This is a genomic window from Mesorhizobium sp. M7A.F.Ca.ET.027.03.2.1 (genome assembly GCF_003999175.1).
In the GTDB taxonomy this organism is placed as follows: domain Bacteria; phylum Pseudomonadota; class Alphaproteobacteria; order Rhizobiales; family Rhizobiaceae; genus Mesorhizobium.
Genome location: NZ_RZOM01001413.1, coordinates 1 through 1,212, shown reverse-complemented (window position 1 = coordinate 1,212; position 1,212 = coordinate 1). Strand labels below are relative to the sequence as shown.

The 1,212-nt window shown below is 65.0% G+C and carries 1 protein-coding gene; it reads left to right on the top strand.

Annotated elements, in window-relative coordinates; all coding sequences use genetic code 11:
• Positions 1-1,212, top strand: a 1,212-nt coding sequence (locus EN750_RS35155) for a DUF6537 domain-containing protein (protein ID WP_189526696.1), incomplete at both ends; no start/stop codon positions are given.

The following is a 1,212-nucleotide window of genomic DNA, read 5'->3' as shown; positions in this document are numbered from 1 at the left end:
CGATCATGCCGCAGCCCTTGTCCTCCAGATGCGCCGCCATACCAAGCACCGCACCGGCGTCGTCACCGTCGGTGCGGTGCTTGGTATGGCGGCGCATCTGGAGGACAAGGGCTGCGGCATGATCGACATGGCCGGCCTCGCCCAGAAGGGCGGCTCGGTATTCACCCATGTCCGCATCGCCCGCACGCCGGACGACATCCATGCCATCCGCGTTTCGGCCGGCAAGGCCGATCTCGTGCTTGGCTGCGATCTCGTCGTGTCGGGCGCCAAGAAGGTGCTGACCGCGGTGCGCGAGGGCCACACCATCTTCGTCGCCAACACCGCCGAGATCATGCCCGGCGAATTCGCCCGCTCGGCCGATTTTTCGTTGCCGATAGAGCGGCTGAAAAAGGCGATCCGCGCGGCGGCGGGCGACGACAAGGCGCATTTCTTCGACGCCACCCGCACCGCCACGGCGCTTTTCGGCAATTCGCTCGGCGCCAACATGTTCATGCTCGGCTTTGCCTTCCAGCATGGCGGCCTGCCATTGTCGGCCGAGGCCGTCGAGAAGGCGATTGAGCTCAATGGCGAAGCCGTGGCGATGAACATCGCCGCTTTCCGCTGGGGACGTCGCGCTGCCCATCAGCCGGATTTCGTGCGCGGGCTCGTTGCCCAGCCGGGTCCGGCCGTGGCTGGAAAGGCCGGCCCGGGCACGGATGTCGCCGAGACACTGGACGATATCATCGCCCGCCGCGTCGCCTTCCTGACAGCCTATCAGAACGCCGCCTATGGCAGGCGTTATGCCGAAAAACTGGCCGTTTTGCGCGCCGCCGAAGCGAAGGCCATACCTGGGTCGACCACGGTATCGCAGGCCGCCGCCAGGAACCTGTTCAAGCTGATGGCGATCAAGGACGAATACGAGGTGGCGCGTCTTTACACGGACGGCTCTTTCGTCGCCGAACTTGGAAAACAATTCCAGAGCTACGAAAAGCTCGAATTCCACCTCGCGCCGCCGATCATGGGCCGTCGCGGCAATGACGGCAGCCCTAGGAAATCGAGCTTCGGCCCGTGGATGATGAAGGGTTTTCGCCTGCTGTCGGCGATGAAGGGCCTGCGCGGCACCGCCTTCGACCTGTTCGGCTACACCGCCGAACGGCGCATGGAGCGACGGCTGCTGGCGCAGTATGAGGCGGATCTGGAACTCATCGCCGGATCGCTGGCCCCGGCCAAGGT